A 17,654-nucleotide genomic window follows, 5' to 3' on the forward strand; every position below is an offset into this window, starting at 1 on the left:
TCAGCGCTCGATGATGCGGGCTTTCTTCCGCAACTCCTCGACATATTTCTTCGAGAGTTCGTCGGCGTTCTTGTCGCTCGAACCTTCACTCTGGAACACCATCTGCGCGGCTTTGTCGTCTGACACTTCGCGCGACGAGCAGATGCCGATGAATTCGACACCGCGGTCGGTTTCGCGCGTCGTGGTGGCGCCGCCGACCTTTGTAGCCTTTATCTGCTCGGCCCAGTCCGCCGGCAATTGCGGTGCCAGCACCCGGCCGAGATCGCGAACGGTGACATCGATCAGGCCCTTGGCGAATTCGCGTGTGGTGTTGCAGCCGTTGAAGCGGGCGCGCATGGCGTCGGCTTCGCGTTTGCGCTTGGCCAGCGTCGCGCTTCGCTCGGCGGCCGGCACCACGAAGATGACCTGCTGCAGCATGTACTCTGTGGCGCTCGGTTTGCTGCCGCCTTTTTCGAGCATGCGCTTGACGAGGTCCTGCTCGCTCATGGCGCCGCCGCCGTCGCTAGAACGGTGACGCGCGGTCAGCGCCTGGTTCCAGGCCATCTGCGCCCGGATAAAGTCCTTGAAATGCTCCTTGGTGACGCCGGATTGCGCCATGGCGCCGTCAAGCTGCTTGAGCGGCATCTTGTTGCTGGTGGCGAAACGCTGATAAGCGGCATCGACCTGCGCGTCGCTGATGCGGATGCCGAGCCGCCGGGCTTCGGCCAGACGCAGCGTCTGGTCGATCATTTCCTGGCCGGCATCGCCCTTTCTGTGCTGCAGGCGCAGGAAAGCGGCCCGATGCTGGATGTCGCCGGTGGTGATCGGTATATTGTTGACGACGTATTTGATCTCGGTGGCGAAAACTGGCCGCGTCACTGCGGTGATCGAGAACGCCACCAGCAGCGCGAACCCTGCCGAAAAGAGGTATTTCCTCATCGAAAGCATCCCAATTCCATCCCGATTCGGCCCAACCTATCCCAGTTCAGGCCGCCGAAATTCGTGCCTGCTCTATGCGGCGAAACAATGTCGTCCGCCAGCCGCCCCTTTGCCTACCGCTGCCCGTTATTGAATGGTGTCGATGGAGCGTTGCGACGAGCCGAAATCGCCGAGCGTGCGGAACGACAGGTTGAAGCCGACGTTCTGCGATACTTCCTTGGTGTTCAGGTCACGTCTTTCCGAAAACGTCATCAAATAGGTAAAGCACGAATCACTATAGGCAAAGCCGACCCCGTCCTTGACCAGAACGCTCTGCTCGAGATCGTACGTGCCGGTGCCAAAGACGCGCCAATTCTCAGCAAGATGTGTCGAGGCGCCGAGCGTAACCTCATGGCGATCGGTCGAGAAGCCATAGAGCGGCTGCGCCTGGATGAAGGCGTATTTGGCGCTCAGCGATATAGGCAGGCCTGAAAAGGCGGCCTTTACCTCAGCGCGGCGGATCTCGAAGCTTTGCTCGTCGAAACGGCCACTGACCGAGCCGGAAAACCCGCTGGGACTGTTGAAGCCGACAAGGCCGACATAGTCGGAGGTTGCAGTTTCAAGGCCCGAATAGGCGCCGACATTGACCAGGTCCGGCGTGCCGAACGAGTTCTGGCCGCCGAGCTGGTAGGACTGGCCGAACACCGCATTGGTGCCCCAGCCATTGTCGTATGCGCCGGAATAGCGCAGCCCGACATTGGCCCGTGTGCCGCCTTCCATGCGGTCATAGCCCGAGAATTTGTCGCGCTCGAACAGCGTCGTGGCGTCGAAGACGAAGCTCTGGGCGTCCTCGTTGGGAACCGCCAGCCCGCCGACATATTGCTCGTTCGGACGCATGAATACTTGCGCCATCGGTTCGAAGACATGGCTGGAACTGGTCATCGAGAACAGCACCGGCCAGCGCATCTCAAGGCCGGCGGTCGCCATGTAGCGAGCAAGCGATGAACGCATATCGTCCTCGACGCCCAGATTTGTCGCCATCTGGTTGATGGCGTCGAGCGAGGCCGAGGAGGCGTTGACGTAGCCCGCGTCGCCGCGCAGCGCCAGGAGCGGTGTCAGCAGCAGCCCGCCATCGGTGGTGAAGGTGCGCTTCCATTCGGCTTCCGCGGTAAGGCGGCCGGATTGACCGTCGATGCCGCGGACGTTGTTGACCGACGAAGGGATGCCCGAATTTGCAAGAGCCGTATCGAGCCTGTCGCGGTCAATGACCCGCGCGTTGACGTCGAACGACAGCTGCCCGCCGGCCACCGGCATGTCGGGGATATAGGCGTAGTCGAGCGAGGGCAGCACCCAGGGCTGCTTGGCGGCGCGTGCGGTCGGATCGCTGGCGAGCGTGTCTTCCTGAACGTCGAAGTGCATGGCGCGCACATCGAAGTAATTGCGATCGTTGAGCCCCGTCAGGTACACCTCGGAGCGGTGCACGCTATCGTTGAAGCCATCGATGTCGTAAGTGCGCGCGAAATTCTTGTCGCTCTGCAGCAGGATGTCCCAGCCGAAGTCCCAGCGCGGGTTGATGGCGAACTGGCCCTGGGTGCCCATCATGCCGCGGAACCTGTTCGGGTCGCCTTCGGTACCCGAATTCACGTTGTGGCCATTGTCGTCGATGAAGGCGTCGGGGTTCTCCTGCCGGATGCCCGCAATCTTCAGGCTGTACTGACCGTTGTTGAAGCGCTGCCGCCACTCGGCCTCACCGAGGAAACCTTGCTTGGTATAGCCGCTGCCGGTGACAGTGAGATCGTAGGTAGGCGAGAGCGCGAAATAATAAGGGACTTTAACACCGACGCCGAGATCGCTCTTGTAGGCGACGCCGGGGATCAGGAAGCCGCTCTTGCGCTTGACCGTTGGGTCGGCGATCTCGAAAGCCGGCAGATAGGCCAGCGGAAAGCCGAAGAACTCGAAATTCGAGTTCTCGAAGCGAACCGTCTTCTTCTCGCCGTTCCAGATGATCTTCCTGGCCTTGATACGCCAGGTCGGCGCTTTGTCGGGCTTGTCCTCGCACGGCTCGCAGGCGGTGTAGACGCCATTGTGGAACGTCGTCAGCACGCCGCCCATGCGCTCCGCGCTTTCGGCGGCGAAATACGCCTTGTCTATGGTCTCGACACGCAACGCGTTGACGAAGCCGTCCGCGAAATCGTCGGTGATGTCAGCATGCTGCGAATAGATCTTGGTGCCGTCGCTATTGACGAGCTCGACATTGCCGCTGGCGACGAGGCGTTTGGTATTGCGGTTGTATTCGACCCGCTGGGCGACGAGACGGTTGCCGCCATAGTCGATCTGGACGCCGCCGACGGCCGTCACGGTCTGCTTGTCGTTGTCGTAGACCAGCGTATCGGCTGCCAGCAGCATCTGCGTGCCGCTCGGAACCTTCGTCGCTAGGTCACTGACGTCCTGGGCAAAAGCCGGAGCAACCGGGGCGACGCTGGCAAGCAGGCATGCCAAGGCGCTCGCCGCAGAGAGGCGTGCCAAACCGGCGTGCCTATGGCTGCGCAAAACCGCCTCCCTCACTAGCCGTCTTCCTTGTATAGCAGGAATGTCACCCCGAAGAACATAGCCACGACAACCGGGACCCAAGCCGCTACGGCAGTGGGTACGAATCCCGCTACGCCGAATGCCTTGACCAGCACCGAAACGACATAAAGCAGAAAGCCGGCCGCGATGCCACCCAGAATCATCGTTGCCGACGGCCCCATCCTCGCAAATCGCATTGATACCGTTGCCGCAATCAGCGTCATCGCGACAAGCAGGAAAGGCAGCGCAATCAGGGAATTGAATTGCATGGCGAAGGCATTTGCCTTGAGGCCGAAGGAGCGGGCCACCTCGATCTTGCCGGGCAGATCGTAGAAGGGAATGGTCTCAGGGCGCGCCAACCGCTCTTGCACGAATTCCGGCTTGAGATTGGTCGGCAGCCGATCGCTGGGTAACGACTGGATGGTGCCGTCCCGGAACACCTTGACGTCCTGCAATTCCCAGTAGCCGTCCCGCAAAAAGGCGCGCGCCGCATCCTTGCGCTCGATGATGTCGCCTTGCGGGCTGAAGCTGAAGAAGACCGCGTCGGCCATCTCCAGGCCTTGGTTGAGAATGGCGCGCGCGCCGATGATGGTGTCGCCGGCGTTGGTTTTCTGCCTGATCCAGGGCGCGGCATCGGCCGAGACGCTGTTCGACTTGCCCGAACGGAGCTGGGTCTCGATCTCCTCGGACCAGGAATAGGCGTGCGCGGCTATCGGATTGATGACGCCGACCGACAAGGCTCCAAACAGCAGCGCCCCGATGCAGCATGGCAGCAGGAATTGCCATGCGGAGACGCCGGCGGAACGGGCGATGACCAATTCATATTTGCGGTTGAGCGACACCAACGTCGCCATCGCCGAGAACAGGCCGACGAACGGCACCGTCTGCAGCATGATCATCGGCATCCTGAGTCCCGAAATGGCGAACGCAGTTGCGTAGGTGAAGCCCGGCACGCCGGTCGTGCGGCCGGAAAGCTCGGTGAAATCGATCAGGAACACCAGCGCCAAGAGGCCGATGAAGAACCAGATGGTGATCGTCACATAGCGAAAGAAGAAGTACCGACCCAGAGTCCAGCCCATCAGCCGGCCCCCTGTCCGGATGCGCCACGCCTGGCAAAACGGAGCTTGATGGCGCTCCAGCCGTCACTGAAGCGGCCGGCAAGATTGGTTATCCAATCGGCCCAGGCAACCGGCAGTTCCATGGTCCGGTTGGAAACAATGAACCAGATGGCGATCGCCGATGCCACGATCGGGACGCCGTAGACCATATAGGCATATTGCGGCACCTTGTCGGCCTTGCCAGCGGCAAAGAACCCGAGCCAGCGCACGAACAGCGCGATCGCGATTGCCGTGATCAGCGGGTGCACACGCGCCTCGCGATGCGAGCGCGCATCTCCGGCGACCGCAAGCGCGATCAGCGCGAAGACGAGCGAATAGGACCACTCGGAAAAACGCTGGTTGAGCTCGGCCAGGTACCTGTTCGGCTTTTGCTGGTACAGCTTGTCGTTCGGACTGGGATTGAGCAGATACTGGGTCGTCCGGTCCTTCGGCAAAAGCAGGATGTCAGATGAGGCCGACATGAAAGCGGACAGGTCGAAGGCATAGGAGGTGAACCGGATCACTGAGAGGTCGCCGGTCATGGTTTTGCGATGGATGACGCCGTCATTCATCATCAGCACCTTCTCGTCGCCGCGTTCGATGATGCTGCCGGTCTTGGCGTAATAGACGAGATTGACGCCTTCTTCGCGCGAATCGGCGACGAAGATGCCGCCGAGGCGATTGTCGGGAAGCCGTTCACCAACCTGCAGGAACAGGCCGTCATCGATCTTGCGGAAGGTGCCTTCCTGGATGATCAACGACAACAGATCGGCACGCGACGACGCAATCAACTCGCGGTTCTTCTGGCGTGCGTAAGGGTCGACGCCATTGTCGACGGCGAACGAAAAAACGCTGGCTGCGAGCGCCAGAAGCATGATCGGCCTGACGATGGTCCAGCGTGAAGCGCCGGCGGCATTGATGACGGCGAGCTCCGAATCCGAATTCATCACACTGAGTATCTGAGCGACCGCGACCACCAGGGCGAACGGCACGACGATCGGAACAATCGTCGGGATGATCAGCGCTGCGACTTCGAAGAAGGTGAGGGCCGACTGACCGCTATCGGTGACGAGGTCGATGCGGGCGAGCACCTGAGTCGTCCAGACGATCGCTAGCGTCCAGACGAGCGCCAGCGCGAATACCGCGAAAGCACGGCGCATGATGTAACGTTCAACGACCTTCATGAAGGCTTTTCTCGGCGATTTCGAACGGCATCATGCCTTGGAACAAGGTAGTCGTCCGGCGCCGGCTGCACAACTGGCTCAGTTTGGCGGTTCGATCTGGGTTCTGTCCCGTATCGCAAATTCCGCTGGGCCGGAGTGTCGGCGGCAATGGATAAGAAAGGGCGAACATTGTTGGTTAACAACAGGTTGCGGCGGGAAGCGGGGCCGTGCCGCGACGAATCGTAGATGGTTCGATATCGCATATGGGAGCGATTTCGGCCAAAGTCTTGTCAAATGCGGCAAAACGACCAAATGTCGCGCCGGTCGCGACCGCCGCGGCGTGATAAGACGGGTCAGGATCTGTTGAGCCCCAGCATGGAAGCGGAAAAATTGTGCAGTCAAACCGGTCGGGAAACCGTCTTTGACGGCGCGATCGTGGTCGGCGCCGGCGCGGCCGGCCTTGCCGCCGCCCACGCCTTGGTGAAGGCCGGCGTACCGACGCTCGTCCTAGAAAAGGAGAGCCGGCTTGCCGAACCCTGGCATCGGCGGCACCAGCGGCTGCACCTCAATACACATCGCGATCTCTCGACGCTGCCCGGCGTCGGCTATCCCGCAGGCACCCCGGCCTTTCCGCACAAATCGGCCGTCATTCGCCATCTGAACGATTTCAGCCAGGCGCATGGTCTGCCGATCGCATTCGGCGTTGCCGTTGAAGAGATCACGTTCGATGGCGATCACTGGACCGTGCGGACGAACACCGGACGTCGTCTGGCGCGCCATGTCGTCGTCGCCACCGGACGCGACCGGCAGCCGTTTATTCCCGCGTGGAAAGGCATGAACGATTTTGCCGGCCGAATTATCCATTCGGCCGATTTTGGCAAGGCGAAGGACTATGCCGGCAAAAAGGTGCTGGTGGTCGGTGCCGGCAATTCGGGGTTCGACGCACTCAATCATCTTGCGAATGCAGACGCCCAAAGCATCTGGCTGTCGGCCCGCAACGGCCCGTCGCTGCTGCCGAAACGCATCGGCAAGATCGCCGTCCACAGGCTTTCGCCTGTCATGGCGCGTTTGCCGATGCGGATTGCCGATGCGGTGATGGCGACAACCCAGCGCCTGGTTTTCGGCGACCTGACGAAATTTGGGCTTCCGCCGGCTCCCATAGGCGGTGCGAGCCGTCTGAGCGCCGACTACACCGCGATCGCAGCCGATGACGGCGCGGTTCGCGCCATCAAGGCAGGCACGATCGTGGTGGTGCCACCATTGCGGGAATTTACCCAAGACGGCATCATACTGAATGACGGCAGGTTGATCACGCCCGACATCGTCATTGCAGCGACCGGCTATCGCACCGGTCTGGAGCAGATGGTCGGCAAGCTCGGCGTTCTCGACGGCAAGGGCGTTCCGCTTTTCAACGGCGGCGATGCCGATCCGAAATTGCCCGGCCTGTGGTTTGCCGGCATGCGGCCGAGCATTCGCGGTTGTTTCGCCAATGCCCGCATTCAGGCCAGGGCGATAGCGGCGCGGATTGTCAAGCAGCGATGATGAGCAGGACTGTGCCGACTGTTCCGCCCGCAATAGACACGCCTGTTGAAACGTGCTCGAACCGAAAGGTCAATGATCATGACGCCAGTCAGCATTCGCTACATGGTCGATGATGTCGCCGCCTCGATCGACTTCTACTGTGGACATTTTGGCTTCGCCGTCGAACAGGACGCGCGACCGGCTTTTGCTTCCGTCACACGCGGCGCTTTACGGCTCCTTCTAAGCGGACCCGGCAGTTCGGGTGCACGGGCGATGCCGGATGGACGGCAGCCGGTTCCGGGAGGCTGGAACCGCATCCTGCTGGTGGTTCCGGACCTGAAAGAAGAGGTTGCGCACCTCAAGAGTGCTGGACTTGTCTTTCGCAACGATATCATAACGGGCGTCGGCGGTTCCCAGACCCTGCTCGAAGACCCATCGGGCAATGTCATCGAGCTGTTTCAACCCGCCGGTCACTGACGCAACAACACGGCACCTTCGGTCCGATCTGCCCAATCGAACGCCTCCCGCGATAATCCAACGCACTTCCCGAAAGCAGGACATCATGAATTCGAGACCCTCGATCGCCTTCGCCAAATTCGCCGCGCCCAAAAAGGGCAGCGTTTTCGTTCTGGTGGCCGACGAGGGCGGCCTCAGCGATGCCGCCAGGGCTTGCGATCCGGCAAAGACCCTCGATCGGGCTTTTCCGGTCGCCGACTTCACCGGCAAATTCGCTAGCCTGGTCGAAGTGCTGGCACCGGAAGGGACATCGCTGGAGCGGCTGGTGGCGGTCGGTGCCGGCAAGGGCTCCAATCTCGATGATTACGGTTGGCTGAAGCTCGGCGGCACGATTGCCGCGTCTTTTCGCAAGGCAACCGAAGTGGCCGTCGTGCTCGATCTTCCCGGTGCGGCCGTCAGCGGCAGGCAAGCCGTTCAGCTTGCAGCGGGCATCCTGCTGCGCAGCTATTCCTTCGACAAGTACAAGACCAAAAAGAACAATGGTGACGACAAGCGCGAGCCAAAAAAGCCGGTCAAGGTGACTATTCACACCGCCGATCCGGCAGTTGCAAAGAAGGCCTTCGCCGATGAAGCGGCGGTGATCGACGGCGTCTTGCTGGCGCGCGATTTGGTCAATGAACCGGCCAATGTTTTGGGACCGGTGGAATTCGCCGCCCGGATCGCCGAACTGGAGGCGCTCGGCGTCACGGTCGAGATCCTGGCCGAGAAGGAGATGAAGAAGCTCGGCATGGGTTCGCTGCTGGGCGTAGCGCAGGGTTCGCCGCGTGGCGCCCGCATCGCGGTCATGCGGTGGGACGGCGGCAAGGCCAAGGAAAGCCCGGTCGCCTTCGTCGGCAAGGGCGTCACCTTCGACACCGGCGGCAATTCGATCAAGCCGGCCTCGGGCATGGAGGACATGAAGGGCGACATGGGCGGCGCTGCTGCCGTCACCGGGCTGATGCACGCGCTGGCCGCGCGCAAGGCGAAGGTCAGTGTCGTCGGCATTGTCGGGCTGGTCGAAAACGCCGTCGACGGCCACGCTCAGCGACCGGGCGACATCGTCACCTCGATGTCGGGCCAGACCATCGAAGTGCTCAATACCGACGCCGAGGGCCGCCTGGTGCTGGCCGATGCGCTGTGGTACTGCAACGACCGCTTCCAGCCGAAATTCATGATCAATCTGGCGACGCTGACCGGCGCCATCATGGTCGCGCTCGGCCAGCATTATGCCGGCCTGTTCTCCAACAATGACGAGTTGGCGGACCGGCTGACGGCGGCCGGACAGGCGACGCAGGAGCGGGTATGGCGCATGCCGCTTGGCGCCGAATACGACAAGCTGATCGATTCCAAAAATGCTGACATGAAGAACATCGGCGGCCGCCATGGCGGCGCCATCATCGCCGCGCAGTTCCTGCAGCGCTTCGTCAAGGACACGCCCTGGGCGCATCTCGACATTGCCGGCACCGCGATGGGCGCGCCCTCCAACGAGATCAACCAGTCATGGGCTTCCGGCTTCGGCGTCAGGCTGCTCGACCGGCTGGTGCGCGATCATTACGAGCAATGAGCGGCTGGGGCGGACTCCGACAATGTAGACTGAACGCATGGCCGAGATTCTGTTTTATCACCTGACCGAATCGACGCTGGAGGATGCGCTGCCCGGCCTCCTGGAGCGCAGTATCGATCGTGGCTGGCGCGCCGTGGTGCAGACCGGCACCGAGGAACGGCGCGACGCGCTGGACCAGCATCTGTGGACTTTCCGGGACGATTCGTTCCTGGCCCACGCAACGGACCGCGAAGCCCATCCCGCCGAGCAGCCGGTGCTTCTCACCGTCGGCCCCGACAATCCGAACCAGGCGCAGATACGCTTCCTGGTCGATGGGGCGGTGCCGCCGGAGCTTGGCGGCTACCAGCGCGCCGTGTTCCTGTTCGACGGCCACGATGCGGCTCAGGTCGAGGCGGCACGCACGCACTGGAAGACAATGAAGGAGGCCGGCCACACCGTGACCTACTGGCAGCAAACGCCCGACCGGCGCTGGGAACGCAAAGCTTAGAGCATTTGCAGCCAAGTGAAATCACTGGCGCCGCAAGAATGCGAAAAACAAAAAGATGGACCGCCGGCTATCCAGAAGACCGGAGCAAGCCCGATGCCGCCCAATGAACGAACACCAGGCATGCCGATAGATGCCGCACTTGTTCGCCGGCTGATTGCCGCGCAGTTCCCCGAATGGGCGGACCTGCCGGTAGAGCCGGTCGAGCCTGGCGGCTGGGACAACCGCACGTTCCGGCTGGGTGATCGCATGTCGGTGCGGCTGCCGAGCGCTGCCGCCTATGTCGCTCAGGTCGAGAAGGAGCATCGCTCGCTGCCCCGCTTGGCGCCTCACCTGCCTCTGCCGATACCCGTGCCGCTGGCCAAAGGCGCGCCCGGGGAAGGCTATCCATGGCCTTGGTCCGTCTATCGCTGGCTTGGCGGCAGACCGGCGGCTGGTGAACTGATTGCCGATCTCACTGAGTTCGCCCGTTCGCTGGCCGGCTTTCTGGTCGCGCTCTACCGGATCGATGCCGTCGGTGGGCCACCGGCAGGCCAGCATAATTTCCACCGCGGTGGCCGGCTTTCGGTCTACGACGCCGAGACCCGAGGTGCGCTTTCGGCGCTCGGCGGCCGCATCGACAAGGCCGCCGCCGAGGCGGTGTGGGCGACTGCGCTTGCCTCGCGATGGCAAGGGCCGCCGGTCTGGGTCCATGGCGACGTCGCCTCGGGCAATCTGCTCGTCGAAGATGGCAAGCTCTGTGCGGTCGTCGATTTCGGCAGTTCGGCTATCGGCGATCCTGCCTGTGACCTGGTGATCGCTTGGACGGAATTTTACGGCGAGAGCCGTCAGGCGTTCCGCGACGCCATTGCCCTTGACGAGCACAGCTGGGCGCGCGCACGGGGCTGGGCGTTGTGGAAGGCGCTGATCGTCGCTTCGGGACATGACGGCAACCAGCGCGAGGCGGAAAAATCGTGGCGGGTTATCAATGAGGTGCTGGCGGATCACACAAACAGTTAGAGCGGGATGGCTAATTCAGTTTGAACGCATCCCGCTATAATAACGAAAGCATTACTGCCCGCCCATCTCCCTCCTGAACGTATCGAAATCGACCTGCATGCCGTTGAAGATGGTGCTTCAATGGCGGGTCAGCGCTGAAACGGCGACCGCCTCCTGGATCTCCTCGTCGGTGGCGCCGGCGCGCTTGGCGTCCTGCGTGTCCGACCAGATACAGTAGTTGCACGGGATTTGCGCCGCCACCGCCAGCGAGATCAGCGACTTGACCTTCGGCGGCAGCGCCGTCTTGCCGCTGAGCTGGATGGCCTTGACCTCGGCCCATGCACCGGGCAGACCGGCTTTCGGGAACTGCTTTACGAAACCGGGCACCCCGCCCATGGTCGACTGGATGTCCTTGACGGTTGCGTCATACTCATCGGCATAAAGAAGGGGCTGCAGCCAGGGTCAGCCCGCAGGCGGCGGCGAGCAGGCAGGCACGGCGGACGGAAGAATGCTTTGATGAACGAGTACGACAGACAGACATGATGTTCTCCTCTGGTTTTTGTTAGCCTTACGATGTAAGTTAATGTTAAAAATGAACCTTGCAGCGTAAGTTGTTAAGCGGCACCATGGACACATCGATCAAAAAGAAGCGACCCCGCGGCCGGCTGTCTCGCGAGATGATCGAGGATGCCGCTTTGAAGGTGATCGAGAGCGAGGGCCTCGCCGGTTTTTCGATGCGCAAGCTGGCGACTGCACTCGGCTGTGAGGCGATGAGCATCTATCACCACTTTCCTTCGGCGGCGCATCTCTTCGCAGCCTTGGTGGATCGGCTGATCGGCTCCCTCGAAATGCCCGACGCGGACCTACCTTGGCGACAAAGATTGCGCATCGCCGTGCAGGATTTCCGCCGCGTCGCGCGTGAGCACCCGGCTTTCGCCAGCTTCTTCGTCACCTACCGGATGAACTCGCCGACCTGCCTTGCGTGGCTGAACGGCATCCTCGGCCTGTTCGAGGCCGGCGGCTTCGGACCGGAACTTGGTGCGCGGCTGTTCCGCACCACCGGCTATTATCTGATGGGTGCCATCCTCGACGAGACTGCCGGCTATGCGAAGGGGCCTTCGGCCGTGACCACCGTCAGCGATGAGCAACTGGCGCAGGATTTTCCAAAAGTAGCTGCGGCCGGGCGTTATTTCGGCACCGCCGAATTCGACCGGACGTTTGATCTCGGCCTTGACATGCTCCTGGACGAAATGGAGCGCGCCCGCGACGGCACCAGCGCGCCGAACACCGGGTCTTGACCTCATGCGCTCTCTGTTCGCCCTGATCCTGCTCATCGGTACTGGCATCGGCGTCGTCTATCCCTGGGCGATGACCAATTTCTCCGGCCGTGAGATCGGCACCTGGAGGGTTTACGACCAGGGCCGGTTCAAGCCAGTGGCGGTAGCCCTGAGCGCACGCGACGGGCCGCTACGCGTGCTGGTCGACCTTACGGCAAGAGCCGAGCGCATCGTGTCGCAACAGCGCACCGTGTTGACCCTGACTGCCGCCACCGGCGGCAGGACGGTGCTCGCCTCGACGCTGCAGTTCAACCACTCTGACAATCCGCGCCAGGTCAGTCCACAGCTGCCGGACAGGATCTTTCGCGACGAGGCCGGCCTGATTCCGACGGTTACCGCCGGCCCCTACATTTTCACCGTTGGTCCGGGCGACGCCGAGGGCATTCCGATGCGGGCGGTCGACCTCGTCCTGCGCTCGGGTGCCGGCGAGATCGACCGCCGGGCGCGGCCGGTCGGTTTTTCCCTGATGGCGGCTGGCCTGGCCGGGCTGGTGCTGGCATTCCGTTTCGGCGGCCGCAGGCCGCAAAATCCGAACTCGCAGCCGCCACCGCCTCGCTGGGGCAGGGGCTCCAATTGAACTATCGCCACGCCTACCATGCCGGAAACTTCGCCGACGTCGTCAAGCATGTCGTGCTCAGCCGGCTGATCGAATATCTGAAGCAGAAGGACAAGGCGTTTCGCGTCATCGACACCCATGCCGGGATCGGCCGCTACGATCTGTCCTCGACCGAAGCGCAAAAGACCGGCGAATGGCAAGGCGGCATCGGCCGGCTGGTCGATGCCGCCCTCGACGCCCCGGCGGCAGCACTGCTGGCGCCCTATCTTGAAGCCGTCCGTTCGCTCAATCCGGACGGCGGCGTGAAAAAATACCCGGGTTCGCCACTGATCGCCCGGCACCTGCTGCGCAAGCAGGACCGGCTGTTGGCAGTCGAACTGCACCCAAAGGATGCCGCCAGGCTGAAGGCGCTGTTCGACGGCGACTTCCAGACCCGGGTGATCGAGCTCGACGGCTGGCTGGCGCTCGGCGCGCATCTGCCGCCAAAGGAAAAGCGCGGCCTCGTGCTCATCGATCCGCCTTTCGAGGAAGAGGGCGAGTTCGGTCGCTTGGTCGACGGGCTGCAAAGAGCCCATCGGCGCTGGCCAGGAGGGATTTACGCGCTTTGGTATCCGCTCAAGGACCGCAAGGTGGTCGCCGCCTTTCGAAAGGCGCTGAAGCAGACGGGCATTCCGAAGCTGCTCGACATCGGTTTTGAGATCAGACCGGCCTCCGTCGAGCCGAGCCTCGACGGCAGCGGCATGGTGGTGGTCAATCCGCCCTTCACGCTGGAAGACGAGTTACGGACACTGCTGCCGGCGCTGCACCGGCTGCTTGCACTCGAGCAGCCGTCGCATTGGACGCTGGACTGGCTGGCGGGAGAGTAGTTTGAGATGCAGTCCTTGCCGTTCCGTCAGCGCAACCGCGTCACTACAACCATCGTCACTACAACCGCTTGACCGCGCGTCAGCGAATCCGCACAGTGCGCGCAGTCGACCTTGAGAGGCTGCCATGACTCGCTTCGCCCAATCCGCCCTTGCCGCACTGCTCGCCTTTTGCACGCCGCTGGCCGCACCTCTTGGCGTCACCCAGGCAGTCCAGGCGGCCGACCTTGCAATCTATACCGACGAGGATAGCGGCGTCTGCGGCGAGGCCTGGGTCCTGAACAAGATCACCGACCGCTTCTCCTATCAGGTGCATCACGTGCCGCATCTGCCCGACGTGCAGATCGTCGACTTCCAGCGTATCCATCAGCATCGCTATCTGCCGGCCGATGACACCTGGCCGATCGGCCGCCGTTATTGCGGCGCCACCGTCAGCCTCTCCGACGGCGGCGCCCGCACCATCTGGTACCTGATCGAAGAAGGCCAGGGCTTTGCCTCGATCGGGGACAATGTCGAATTCTGCGTCTCGGGCTTCGACCGCTGGATGGTCTATAACGGCCGCTGCCGCGTCCTGCGCTGATCGCGCACTCGCTGATTCCGACTTTTTAGCACCGGTCACCTGATCGACCGTCACCGCTTCCACGCGGCGCAGCATTCGCGGGAAGCGCGATCTGCTGTCACGAGTTTGCAGGGAAGCAGCACTACATGGATTCGCTTGTCTACGTTGTTGCTCTCGGGGCGGTCGTTGCTGGCTTCGTCCAGGGGCTGTCCGGGTTCGCTTTCAGCCTGGTTGCCATGTCGTTTTGGGTTTGGACCGTGGAGCCCCAGCTTGCTGCTGCCATGGCGGTCTTTGGGGCGCTCACCGGTCAGATCATCGCTGCCGTCACCGTCCGCCGGGGTTTCGACCTCAAGCTTCTGCTGCCCTTCCTGATCGGCGGGACCATAGGGATTCCGGTCGGTGTCGCCATCCTGCCCTTGCTGGATGTGCAGTTGTTCAAGCTGGTCTTCGGCGCGCTGCTGGTCGTTTGGTGTCCCTTGATGCTCTTTGCGCGTCGCCTCCCTCCCATCGCGGTCGGGGGTCCTGTTGCAGACGGTGCAATAGGTCTGGTCGGCGGAATCATGGGTGGACTTGGCGGCTTCACCGGCCCGGTTCCAACGCTGTGGTGCGTGCTGCGTCAATGGGAAAAGGACAGGCAGCGCATTGTCATCCAGAATTTCAACCTTGTGACCCTCTCCATGACGATGGCCGCCTATCTTGCGGCCGGAAAGATCAAGCTCGAAATGCTGCCGATGTTTGCCGTCGTCGCGCCGGCGATGTTGATACCGACACTCCTTGGCGCGAGACTCTACATCGGCATCAGCGAGGCAACTTTTCGAAAGATCGTCCTCACACTCTTGGCCGCATCAGGTGCAGCATTGTTGGCATCGTCCTTGCCGCACCTCATAAGCCGGTTTTGAATCCGACATACAGAAATCCCCGACTTCGACGGAAAGTCGCGCCGTCCCCTTGGTGTCGTCTATAGCCGGCGCCTGCAGGGCGCTATCGACCGATGCGGCCGGCGCCCGATAGGTAGGCGCAGATCAGTTCGACGAGTTGCTTTTGCAGCTCCGGCGCGGCGAGCATGTTCCGGCGTGCCGCGTTATGGATCACACCTTCGATCGCTGACGACAGCACGCGCGCCACGGTCTCCGTGTCGGCGCCTTTCCTTGGCTTGCGATAAGTGGCGACAGCAGTCGCATAGTGATTGAGGTATTGTGCCTGGAACGAAGCATGGGCGGCCCTGGAGCCGCGATCGCCCGGCGCCTCGTCGAGCAGCACCTGATGTAGTGTCGGGTGAATGCTGTGCGCCGCGATCATGCCGCGCACCAGCTCCTGCGCGAATTTCCTGAGCGGCTTTTGGTCTTCCGCCGAATCGCGAATGACCGACAGCACATGATCGAAGTGACGGCGCCGGACGGCTGCGAGCAGGGAAAGCTTGTCGGGAAAATACTGGTAGAGCGTGCCGATGCTCACACCTGCCGTCTCGGCCACCTTGTTGGTGGTGAAGCCGGCCCAGCCCAGCCCGCTCAGAACATGAGCCGCCGCCTCGATGATCGCCTCGACGGTTGCCTTGGAACGCGCCTGGCGCGGCTGCTTGCGCATGCGCGGATGCGGTTTTGCAATGCGAGTAGACACGCCCGCTCATTCTCCTGAAAATATAAACAACATACTCGCATTTCCGGAAAAGGACACCGACCATGAGTGCGCTCGCCCTGCTTCGCAGCCTGTTTGCCTATCAGGCCTGGGCCAATGACGAACTGCTGGAAAAGCTGGCGAGTGTCGACCGGCATGTTCACGGCAAGGAACGGCAGGCCGTGATACGGCTCGTCGATCACAGCCATGTGGTGTCGCGGATATTCTCGGCGCACTTGGTTGGTGCAAGCCATGGCTACTCCGCCGACACCACTGAGGACACGCCGGCGTTCGACGAACTTCGCGCCGCGGTCGCGGCGACCGATCGCTGGTATCTCGATTGTCTCGAAACCGTTTCGTCGCGGCAGCTGTCCGAGCCGTCGCATTCGTGTTCACCGACGGGGATAAGGCATTGATGTCGCGACAGGAAATGCTGACCCACGTCGTACTGCACGGCGGCTATCATCGCGGTGAAGCGGGGCGCATCCTGGCGCAGATTTCCGTCATGCCGCCATGGGATACCTTCGCCGTCCATCTCCACAGGGCCGAGCCTTCGCGCCGGCTGCAGATGCAGCGCGAGCCGCTCGGCGCCTGAACGGCCGAGCGCATTAGATCACGAGGTCGGCTCGACCGGATCTATCGAGCGATATCCTGTCTTTCAGAAATGCGAGCTATCTGCTTACTTTCATCGCGTCATGCAAGATAGTGCAGCGGCGTGCTCGTCGCGTTGCTTCCTACTTACCTGTAGTTTATCGTTTGGGACAAGACGAGGCGGGCGACCGCCTTCGCTCTTGACAATGTTCGCGCTGAGCGTCGGACGTTGAAGCGCTAAGCTGGTCGAAAAGGTCCTGAGCTTGACGAGAAGACCGGTCGAGATAGAGCGACCAGAATTTCTGTCGCAGAACTTCGCTGCGGGACACAAAGATTCGCAGCCGATTTTTGCGCCGGTAAAATGGTCGCGCGCTCGCCGTAACGGAAACTTAAGCTGCAAAAATCATTCTAATGCCTCGCTGGCTAGCAAGCCGCGAGTCAGATATGCAATGCGCGCCGGGTCAATAACGGCCGTCGGCACAACGGAAGGGGCATGATATGGCTAAGCAGTCATCCAAAGCGCCGGCATCCAAGGCACCGGCAAAGTCACCGGCAAAGAAAGCACCAGCAAAAGCAGCCGCGGCAAAGACCGCAACTGCTGTGAAGAAAGCAGCACCCGCTGCCAAAGCGAAGGCCGCTGCGCCTAAGGCAAAAGCAGCGCCACCCAAAAAGCCTGTCGCCAAGGCCGCGGCAAAACCGGCCGTGAAGAAAGCAGCACCTGCCAAGGCAAAAGCAGCACCGGCCAAGGCTGCACCGGCTAAGAAGGCGGCACCGGCCAAGAAGCCGGCTGCAAAGGCCGCGGCGAAGAAGGCAGCACCGGCAAAGGCCGCCGCTGCGAAATCTTCTGCAGCAGTGAAGAAGGCAGCGCCCGCGGCCAAGCCAAAGGCAGCGCCCGCAAAGGCGAAGGCCAAGAAGTAGTCGCCGCCCTGCTAGCGCCGGGGACAGTACTCAAGACAGCCAAGGTGGGATGCCTAACAGGCGCCTCGCTTGCCGGTTGACAGTCGGGCAGGACGAGAAAGAGGCGGGAGGAAGACGTCTTTTCGCAGCTCCCAGGACTTCGCCATGCGGCGAAGTCCGGTGGGATTTTCGTGGCTGCCGAAGACCAACCTTCGGTGCAAGGCCGAGTTGGTAGTTGCTCGGATCTGGATTGTCCGACCTGCTCGCGTCTGCCGCCGCACTGCGGCTTATCGCATCGCGATTGACGTCGAGACAATGGTTGCACGCTGGCGGCGCGGTTTTCCGCCTCTGGCCGTTGATGAACCCTGCATGATCGTTCAACAGTGCCAACGCACGAGCCCCTGTCGGAATCGATTTTCGGTGCGGGTCATGCGCGAAGTCACAATGCTACCGCGTCCTTTGCGCGTCCA

At 62.0% G+C, this 17,654-nt stretch carries 19 protein-coding genes; 12 read left to right on the plus strand and 7 right to left on the minus strand.

The window, feature by feature from the left end:
- From NKI95_RS14715 to lptF, 4 genes are all read right to left on the minus strand, one after another.
- Positions 1–927 (minus strand): peptidylprolyl isomerase, encoded by a 927-nt coding sequence (locus NKI95_RS14715; RefSeq protein ID WP_352717551.1) that lies wholly within the window; start codon positions 925–927, stop codon positions 1–3.
- A 117-nt stretch (positions 928–1,044) separates the two neighbouring features.
- Positions 1,045–3,462, minus strand: coding sequence for an LPS-assembly protein LptD (locus NKI95_RS14720; RefSeq protein WP_352717553.1), 2,418 nt, complete (start codon positions 3,460–3,462; stop codon positions 1,045–1,047).
- On the minus strand, positions 3,462–4,547 hold the full coding sequence (gene lptG, locus NKI95_RS14725; protein WP_352717676.1) for an LPS export ABC transporter permease LptG: 1,086 nt from the start codon (positions 4,545–4,547) through the stop codon (positions 3,462–3,464). Before lptG ends, NKI95_RS14720 begins: the two co-directional genes overlap by 1 nt.
- Positions 4,544–5,746 carry an LPS export ABC transporter permease LptF gene (gene lptF / locus NKI95_RS14730; RefSeq protein WP_292664502.1) on the minus strand — a complete coding sequence of 401 codons (1,203 nt, stop codon included), beginning with the start codon at positions 5,744–5,746 and terminating at the stop codon, positions 4,544–4,546. The genes lptG and lptF overlap by 4 nt, the downstream gene beginning before the upstream one ends.
- A gap of 354 nt (positions 5,747–6,100) precedes the next feature.
- Between lptF and NKI95_RS14735 the strand changes: the two genes are divergently transcribed.
- The 5 genes from NKI95_RS14735 (at position 6,101) to NKI95_RS14755 (ending at position 10,788) form a co-directional block, all read left to right on the plus strand.
- Positions 6,101–7,267, plus strand: coding sequence for a flavin-containing monooxygenase (locus tag NKI95_RS14735; RefSeq protein WP_352717554.1), 1,167 nt, complete (start codon positions 6,101–6,103; stop codon positions 7,265–7,267).
- A 72-nt stretch (positions 7,268–7,339) separates the two neighbouring features.
- The gene (locus NKI95_RS14740) at positions 7,340–7,723 is read left to right on the plus strand and encodes a VOC family protein (protein ID WP_352717556.1); all 384 of its coding nucleotides are present in this window, start codon (positions 7,340–7,342) and stop codon (positions 7,721–7,723) included.
- Between the two features lie 85 nt (positions 7,724–7,808).
- On the plus strand, positions 7,809–9,305 hold the full coding sequence (locus tag NKI95_RS14745; protein ID WP_352717558.1) for a leucyl aminopeptidase: 1,497 nt from the start codon (positions 7,809–7,811) through the stop codon (positions 9,303–9,305).
- A 37-nt stretch (positions 9,306–9,342) separates the two neighbouring features.
- Positions 9,343–9,792, plus strand: a complete 450-nt coding sequence (locus tag NKI95_RS14750) for a DNA polymerase III subunit chi (RefSeq protein ID WP_352467151.1) — start codon at positions 9,343–9,345, stop codon at positions 9,790–9,792.
- A 93-nt stretch (positions 9,793–9,885) separates the two neighbouring features.
- Positions 9,886–10,788 carry an aminoglycoside phosphotransferase family protein gene (locus NKI95_RS14755; RefSeq protein WP_352717560.1) on the plus strand — a complete coding sequence of 301 codons (903 nt, stop codon included), beginning with the start codon at positions 9,886–9,888 and terminating at the stop codon, positions 10,786–10,788.
- A gap of 117 nt (positions 10,789–10,905) precedes the next feature.
- Here NKI95_RS14755 and NKI95_RS14760 read toward each other — a convergent pair whose 3' ends face one another.
- Positions 10,906–11,163 (minus strand): carboxymuconolactone decarboxylase family protein, encoded by a 258-nt coding sequence (locus tag NKI95_RS14760; protein ID WP_352717561.1) that lies wholly within the window; start codon positions 11,161–11,163, stop codon positions 10,906–10,908.
- Between the two features lie 230 nt (positions 11,164–11,393).
- On the opposite strand from NKI95_RS14760, the gene NKI95_RS14765 reads away from it, so the two are divergent.
- The 5 genes from NKI95_RS14765 (at position 11,394) to NKI95_RS14785 (ending at position 14,981) form a co-directional block, all read left to right on the plus strand.
- Positions 11,394–12,065 (plus strand): TetR/AcrR family transcriptional regulator, encoded by a 672-nt coding sequence (locus NKI95_RS14765; protein ID WP_352717562.1) that lies wholly within the window; start codon positions 11,394–11,396, stop codon positions 12,063–12,065.
- A 4-nt stretch (positions 12,066–12,069) separates the two neighbouring features.
- Positions 12,070–12,681, plus strand: a complete 612-nt coding sequence (locus tag NKI95_RS14770; RefSeq protein WP_352717564.1) for a hypothetical protein — start codon at positions 12,070–12,072, stop codon at positions 12,679–12,681.
- Positions 12,678–13,526, plus strand: coding sequence for a 23S rRNA (adenine(2030)-N(6))-methyltransferase RlmJ (locus NKI95_RS14775; protein ID WP_352717565.1), 849 nt, complete (start codon positions 12,678–12,680; stop codon positions 13,524–13,526). Before NKI95_RS14770 ends, NKI95_RS14775 begins: the two co-directional genes overlap by 4 nt.
- A 124-nt stretch (positions 13,527–13,650) precedes the next feature.
- Entirely contained in the window at positions 13,651–14,103 is a 453-nt protein-coding gene (locus NKI95_RS14780) for a hypothetical protein (protein ID WP_023677684.1), read from the plus strand.
- Between the two features lie 125 nt (positions 14,104–14,228).
- Complete coding sequence (locus tag NKI95_RS14785) at positions 14,229–14,981, plus strand: sulfite exporter TauE/SafE family protein (RefSeq protein WP_352717567.1); 753 nt, start codon at positions 14,229–14,231, stop codon at positions 14,979–14,981.
- An 82-nt stretch (positions 14,982–15,063) separates the two neighbouring features.
- Here NKI95_RS14785 and NKI95_RS14790 read toward each other — a convergent pair whose 3' ends face one another.
- Positions 15,064–15,699: a TetR/AcrR family transcriptional regulator gene (locus NKI95_RS14790; protein ID WP_352717568.1), complete on the minus strand. Its 636-nt coding sequence runs from the start codon at positions 15,697–15,699 to the stop codon at positions 15,064–15,066.
- A gap of 62 nt (positions 15,700–15,761) precedes the next feature.
- Here NKI95_RS14790 and NKI95_RS14795 point away from each other — a divergent pair, with 62 nt between their 5' ends.
- Both NKI95_RS14795 and NKI95_RS14800 read left to right on the plus strand, forming a co-directional pair.
- A complete protein-coding gene (locus NKI95_RS14795; protein ID WP_352717569.1) occupies positions 15,762–16,112 on the plus strand; it encodes a hypothetical protein in 351 nt (116 codons plus the stop codon).
- Entirely contained in the window at positions 16,112–16,291 is a 180-nt protein-coding gene (locus NKI95_RS14800; protein ID WP_352717570.1) for a DinB family protein, read from the plus strand. The genes NKI95_RS14795 and NKI95_RS14800 overlap by 1 nt, the downstream gene beginning before the upstream one ends.
- A 457-nt stretch (positions 16,292–16,748) precedes the next feature.
- Here the strand turns inward: NKI95_RS14800 and NKI95_RS14805 are convergent, their stop codons facing one another.
- The gene (locus NKI95_RS14805; RefSeq protein ID WP_352717571.1) at positions 16,749–17,198 is read right to left on the minus strand and encodes a hypothetical protein; all 450 of its coding nucleotides are present in this window, start codon (positions 17,196–17,198) and stop codon (positions 16,749–16,751) included.
- Positions 17,199–17,654: the final 456 nt, after the last annotated feature.

The organism is Mesorhizobium sp. M0306 (genome assembly GCF_040321655.1).
GTDB lineage: Bacteria > Pseudomonadota > Alphaproteobacteria > Rhizobiales > Rhizobiaceae > Mesorhizobium.

Excerpts from the sequence above, each read along its gene's own strand:
- NKI95_RS14735 (WP_352717554.1), top strand. The coding sequence starts at position 6,101 with ATGGAAGCGGAAAAATTGTGCAGTCAAACCGGTCGGGAAACCGTCTTT.
- lptF (WP_292664502.1), bottom strand. The coding sequence starts at position 5,746 with ATGAAGGTCGTTGAACGTTACATCATGCGCCGTGCTTTCGCGGTATTC.
- NKI95_RS14755 (WP_352717560.1), top strand. The coding sequence starts at position 9,886 with ATGCCGCCCAATGAACGAACACCAGGCATGCCGATAGATGCCGCACTT.
- NKI95_RS14760 (WP_352717561.1), bottom strand. The coding sequence starts at position 11,163 with ATGGGCGGGGTGCCCGGTTTCGTAAAGCAGTTCCCGAAAGCCGGTCTG.
- NKI95_RS14750 (WP_352467151.1), top strand. The coding sequence starts at position 9,343 with ATGGCCGAGATTCTGTTTTATCACCTGACCGAATCGACGCTGGAGGAT.
- NKI95_RS14795 (WP_352717569.1), top strand. The coding sequence starts at position 15,762 with ATGAGTGCGCTCGCCCTGCTTCGCAGCCTGTTTGCCTATCAGGCCTGG.
- NKI95_RS14715 (WP_352717551.1), bottom strand. The coding sequence starts at position 927 with ATGCTTTCGATGAGGAAATACCTCTTTTCGGCAGGGTTCGCGCTGCTG.
- NKI95_RS14770 (WP_352717564.1), top strand. The coding sequence starts at position 12,070 with ATGCGCTCTCTGTTCGCCCTGATCCTGCTCATCGGTACTGGCATCGGC.
- NKI95_RS14800 (WP_352717570.1), top strand. The coding sequence starts at position 16,112 with ATGTCGCGACAGGAAATGCTGACCCACGTCGTACTGCACGGCGGCTAT.
- NKI95_RS14785 (WP_352717567.1), top strand. The coding sequence starts at position 14,229 with ATGGATTCGCTTGTCTACGTTGTTGCTCTCGGGGCGGTCGTTGCTGGC.
- NKI95_RS14745 (WP_352717558.1), top strand. The coding sequence starts at position 7,809 with ATGAATTCGAGACCCTCGATCGCCTTCGCCAAATTCGCCGCGCCCAAA.
- NKI95_RS14740 (WP_352717556.1), top strand. The coding sequence starts at position 7,340 with ATGATCATGACGCCAGTCAGCATTCGCTACATGGTCGATGATGTCGCC.
- NKI95_RS14780 (WP_023677684.1), top strand. The coding sequence starts at position 13,651 with ATGACTCGCTTCGCCCAATCCGCCCTTGCCGCACTGCTCGCCTTTTGC.
- NKI95_RS14765 (WP_352717562.1), top strand. The coding sequence starts at position 11,394 with ATGGACACATCGATCAAAAAGAAGCGACCCCGCGGCCGGCTGTCTCGC.